Source organism: Mesorhizobium sp. M7A.F.Ca.CA.001.10.2.1, from assembly GCF_003998575.1.
Lineage (GTDB): Bacteria > Pseudomonadota > Alphaproteobacteria > Rhizobiales > Rhizobiaceae > Mesorhizobium.
Map to the genome: position 1 here is coordinate 1 of NZ_RZQY01000508.1, position 4,440 is coordinate 4,440.

A 4,440-nucleotide genomic window follows, 5' to 3' on the forward strand; every position below is an offset into this window, starting at 1 on the left:
GGCCCTTGTAGAGCGCGCCCATGATCGAGCCGTTGGAACCGAGCTTGACGAAGAAGGTGCCGACGATCGAGGTGAGGATGCAGGCGCCGCAGATGGCGAGCGGATAAAGCATGGCCGCACCCAGAACGGCGGTGCCGCCAAAGAAGATGGCAGCCAGAACCATGGTGGCGACGACGGTCACCGCATAGGTTTCGAACAGGTCAGCGGCCATGCCGGCGCAGTCGCCGACATTGTCGCCGACATTGTCGGCGATGGTGGCCGGGTTGCGCGGATCATCTTCGGGAATGCCGGCTTCGACCTTGCCGACGAGATCGCCGCCGACGTCGGCGCCCTTGGTGAAGATGCCGCCGCCGAGACGGGCGAAGATCGAGATCAGCGATGCGCCGAAGCCGAGCGAGACCAGCGAGTCGATGACGATGCGGTCATTGGGCTGGAGGCCCATGAAGTGGGTCAGGATGAGGTAGTAGATCGACACGCCGAGCAAGGCCAGGCCAGCAACCAGCATGCCGGTGATGGCGCCCGATTTGAACGCGATGTCGAGGCCGGCAGCGAGGCTGTTCGATGCGGCTTGCGCCGTACGAACGTTGGCGCGAACGGAGACATGCATGCCGATGAAGCCGGCGGCGCCCGAAAGCACCGCACCGATCAGGAAGCCGATCGCGGCGGTGATGGACAGCAGCCACCAGGCGAGCACGAGGACGACGACGCCAACGATGGCGATGGTGGTGTACTGACGCGCCAGATAGGCTTGTGCGCCCTCGCGGATAGCCGCGGAGATTTCCTGCATGCGTGCATTGCCTTGATCGGCCGCAAGGACCGAACGTGTCGCCCAGATGGCGTAAAGGATTGAAAGCAGGCCGCAGGCGATGACGGCGGAAATAATTGTCATTGCCGGATTTTCCTCGATTGATGGCCCAAAAGAACCCCTCCCTGGGCCGTTGAGACAAAGACCGGATTCCGAGCACGGAATCCGCCTCTTCGCATCGGTGTATGCGAAACAGGGCTGCGAACGTCAAGATATTGTTCGGTTTTTGCCCGGCTTTCGCCCAAATGGTTTGGGCCAGGCGACGACTGCTGTCAGCACCCTCTATTAGATCGATTGAAATTGGCCTGACGCAGGACGCCCCTACTCGGCTCCCCGGCCCATGCGGCGCGCCGTGTAGCGCTCGATCGCCGACAGACCGTCATAGATCAGCACGGCAAGCGCTGCCACGATCAGGCCGCCTTGCAGGATGAAGGCGAGATTGTTGGACAACAGCCCGGCGATGATCACTTCGCCCAGCGTTTTGGCTGCCACGGTCGAACCGATGGTCGCGGTGGCAAGACTGATCACCACCGACAGCCTGATGCCGCCGAGAATGATCGGGGCGCTGAGCGGCAGCTCGACCTTGGTGAGCCTTTGCCAACCGGTCATGCCGGCGCCGCGCGCCGCCTCGACGACATTGGCCGGCAGCGTCGTCAGACCGGTCAGTGCATTCTCGAAAATCGGCAGCAGGCCATAGAGAAACAGGGCGATCAGTGTCGGCTTCTCGCCGAAGCCGACGGCCGGTACGGCAAGCGCCAGCACCGCCACCGGCGGAAAGGTCTGACCGATGTTGACGAGGCTGCGCGATAGCGGCAGGAATTCGGCGCCGGCCGGCCTGGTGACCAGGATGGCAAGCGCCACCGCAACGATGGTTGCCGCCACGGTGGCGATCAGAACCGTGCGTAAGTGCAGCAGGGTCAGCGTCAGCAGGCTGCCCTGGTTGTAGATCACCGGCGCGTTGTTTTCGGTCAGCGGCTTCAGCAGCGGCACGAACCACCCGGGATTGGTGACGAAGGCGACAAGCAGCACCACCAATGCTAGCCTGAGCAGCGATGGAAGCCAGGCCTTCATGCCGGCCTCGCCGCACGCTTCACCAGCCCTTCGACGGTCACGCGGCCAAGCGGCTTGCCGTCGGCGCCTTTGACCGGCAGCGCCGGCCGGCCCGACCACAACAATTCGGCCAGCGCGTCGCGCTGGCTCGCATCGCCGGGGATCGCCTCACCTTCGGCGGAGCCCTTCTCCACGGCATCGCGGACCCGGCCGAGCGACAGCAACCGGAACGGCCTTTCGCTGGCGCCAACCAGGGTCTCGACGAAGGCGCTTGCCGGCTTTGCCAGGATCTCGGCCGGCTTGGCGTATTGCACCAGCTTGCCGGCATCCATGACCGCGATCTTGTCGCCCATATGCACGGCCTCTTCCATGTCGTGGGTGACGAGGATGATGGTGGTGCCGAAGCGCTTCTGGATCGCCAGCAGATCTTCCTGCGCCTTGGTGCGGATGATCGGGTCGAGGGCGCCGAACGGTTCGTCCATCAACAGCACGTTGGGTTCGGCGGCGAGTGCGCGGGCAACACCGACGCGCTGCTGCTGGCCGCCGGACAGTTCGTGCGGGTAGCGAGGCCCGAAGGCTTCGGGATCGAGCTGATAGAGCGTCATCAGTTCGTCGACCCGGGCCTTGATACGGTCCTTGTCCCAGCCAAGCAGCACCGGCACGGTGGCAATGTTCTGTGCCACCGTGCGATGCGGAAACAGGCCGTGCCCCTGGATAGCGTAGCCGATGCTGCGGCGCAGCTCGTAGCCGGGCAGCGAACGATTGTCGGCGCCGTCGAGCTTGATGATGCCCGAGGTCGGCTCGACCAGCCGGTTGATCATGCGCAGCAGCGTCGTCTTGCCGGAACCGGACGTGCCGACAATGACGGCGATGGTGCGCGGCTCGATGACCATCGACACGTCATCGACCACGGTCGTCGCGTCATAGCGCTTGGTGATGCCTTCGATCTCGATCATGCCGTTTCAACCCTGCGCCTGGTGGCGGTCATTTCGATCACCGCATCGAGGATGATGGCGGCGGCAAAGGCGAGCGCGACCGTTGGCACCGCGCCAAGCAGCACAAGGTCCATCGCCGTCTGGCCCACACCCTGGAAGACGAACACGCCGAAACCGCCGCCGCCGATCAGCGCGGCAATGGTGGCGAGGCCGATGTTCTGCACCAAGACGATGCGGATGCCGGTGAGGATGACAGGAAAAGCCAGCGGAAACTCGATGCCGAACAGGCGCTGCCTGTCGGTCATGCCCATGCCGCGCGCCGCGTCGTTGGCCGCGCGCGGCACGCCGGCCAGACCGACCACGGTGTTGGCCACCACCGGCAGCAGCGAGTAAAGGAACAGCGCCACAAAAGCCGGTGCGGTGCCGATGCCGCGAATGCCGAGCGCGGCAGCTCCCGGCACATGCGTGGCAACCCAGCCGAGCGGCGCGATCAAAAGGCCGAACAGCGCGATCGAAGGAATGGTCTGGATGATATTGAGCGCGTTGAGAACGCCGGCGCGCAGACTTTCGACACGATGGCAGAGAATGCCGAGTGGCAGGCCGACGACCACCGCCGCAAGCAGCGACCCTAGCGCCAGCGTTACATGCTTGGAGCCCTCTGCCCAGAAACTGTCGGCGCGGTTGAAATATTCCTTCAGGATCGACAGATTGTCCCAGCTTCCCGAAATCAACAGCAGCCCGATCGCCAAAGCCGCGACCACAAGCACGCCAACCCGCGCCAATGGCGACAGGTTCAGCCTTGTCAGCACGTCGGCGAGCAAAAGCGTGAAGGCAAAGATCAGAATCCAGAAACCGGAGGCTGGCGAAACTCTGGCGAAGGTGTTGCCCGCCGGCGTGAGAAATGTTCCGGCGACACCGATCAGCAGCGCGAGCGCGGCAAGCGCCATCACGCTGGCGGCAAGGCGCAGCACAAGTGGTGTCTTGAACAGCGCAATGAGTGCTGCGGCGACAATGATGGCGAGCAGCAGCGTCCCGGTCGTTGCCGGCAGCGCATCGAGAATCGAGCGCGCCTGGCCGGGGACGATGCGGTTGGCACGGAACGTGGCAAAGGGGGCGGCGAAGGCCGCATAGGCTGATATCGCGGCGATGACCACGCCGAGCTTGTCGAAGCGGATGTTCACGCCCTGCCCCTTCAGTCGATCCGGCGCGCCACGAAAGCGGCGCGCCGGAATCGTCCTACTTCAGGAAGCCGTTCTTCTTCAGGAAGTCCTCGGCGACGCCCTTGACCGGCTCGCCGCCGACCTGAACGCGACCGTTCAGTTCCTGCAGGGTGACGAGGTCGAGCTTGGCGAAAACCGGCTTCAGCAGCGTCTCGATCTCGGGATGCTCCTTCAGCACCGCTTCGCGGATGATCGGCGCCGGCTGGTAGACCGGCTGCACGCCCTTGTCGTCGTCGAGCACGACGAGCCCGGACGGTGCGATGCCGCCATCGGTGCCGTAGACCATGGCCGCAGTGGCGCCATTGGTCTGGTTGGCGGCCGCTGCGATGGTTGCCGCCGTGTCGCCGCCCGAGAGGGTGATCAATTGCTCAGGCTTCAGCGTGAAGCCATAGGTGGTCTGGAAAGCCGGAAGTGCGGCCGCCGAATTGAC

The 4,440-nt window shown here is 64.4% G+C and carries 5 protein-coding genes; all 5 read right to left on the minus strand.

Annotation, left to right across the window (positions count from 1 at the left end):
• Positions 1-889 (minus strand): sodium/proton-translocating pyrophosphatase (locus EN964_RS25985; RefSeq protein WP_206528760.1); only part of this gene is annotated, 889 nt, incomplete at its 3' end.
• A 237-nt stretch (positions 890-1,126) separates the two neighbouring features.
• Positions 1,127-1,876: an ABC transporter permease gene (locus EN964_RS25990; protein WP_127267857.1), complete on the minus strand. Its 750-nt coding sequence runs from the start codon at positions 1,874-1,876 to the stop codon at positions 1,127-1,129.
• Positions 1,873-2,811: an ABC transporter ATP-binding protein gene (locus EN964_RS25995; protein WP_127267858.1), complete on the minus strand. Its 939-nt coding sequence runs from the start codon at positions 2,809-2,811 to the stop codon at positions 1,873-1,875. Before EN964_RS25995 ends, EN964_RS25990 begins: the two co-directional genes overlap by 4 nt.
• Complete coding sequence (locus tag EN964_RS26000) at positions 2,808-3,971, minus strand: ABC transporter permease (protein WP_127267859.1); 1,164 nt, start codon at positions 3,969-3,971, stop codon at positions 2,808-2,810. Before EN964_RS26000 ends, EN964_RS25995 begins: the two co-directional genes overlap by 4 nt.
• A 55-nt stretch (positions 3,972-4,026) precedes the next feature.
• Positions 4,027-4,440: glycine betaine ABC transporter substrate-binding protein (locus EN964_RS26005; RefSeq protein WP_281059570.1), on the minus strand; the 414-nt coding region annotated here is incomplete at its 5' end.